Origin of the sequence: Psychrobacter sp. 16-MNA-CIBAN-0192 (assembly GCF_040309565.1) — a bacterium.
GTDB lineage: Bacteria > Pseudomonadota > Gammaproteobacteria > Pseudomonadales > Moraxellaceae > Psychrobacter.
This window is the reverse complement of the sequence record NZ_JBEOOX010000792.1, coordinates 1-230: the sequence shown is the minus strand read 5'-3', so window position 1 is coordinate 230 and position 230 is coordinate 1. Positions and strand designations below refer to the sequence as shown.

Annotated in this window: 1 protein-coding gene; it reads right to left on the bottom strand. The window is 35.7% G+C overall.

The features are described 5' to 3' along the window. On the bottom strand, positions 1-212 hold a 212-nt coding region (locus AAEY78_RS15240; protein ID WP_352340381.1), incomplete at its 3' end, for an NUDIX-like domain-containing protein. Positions 213-230: the final 18 nt, after the last annotated feature.

Here is a 230-nt window from a genome sequence, read left to right as displayed (position 1 = left end):
CCCTCTATTAAAGGCGTAAGTACGCTTTCATCCAGATCAGATACATCCAATGCAAACACACCATGTTTAGCATTATTTAAACCAACAAAAATAGCACTCGTTAAATCTAAATGCGCCACTTGTTGATACGTTAAATAGCTTACTTTAGGGGTATCTTTAATAAATAGGGTTTGATTATTTTTAACTAAAACCCATTTACTTTGCGCCGACATTTGCGCTTTAAGCCACGA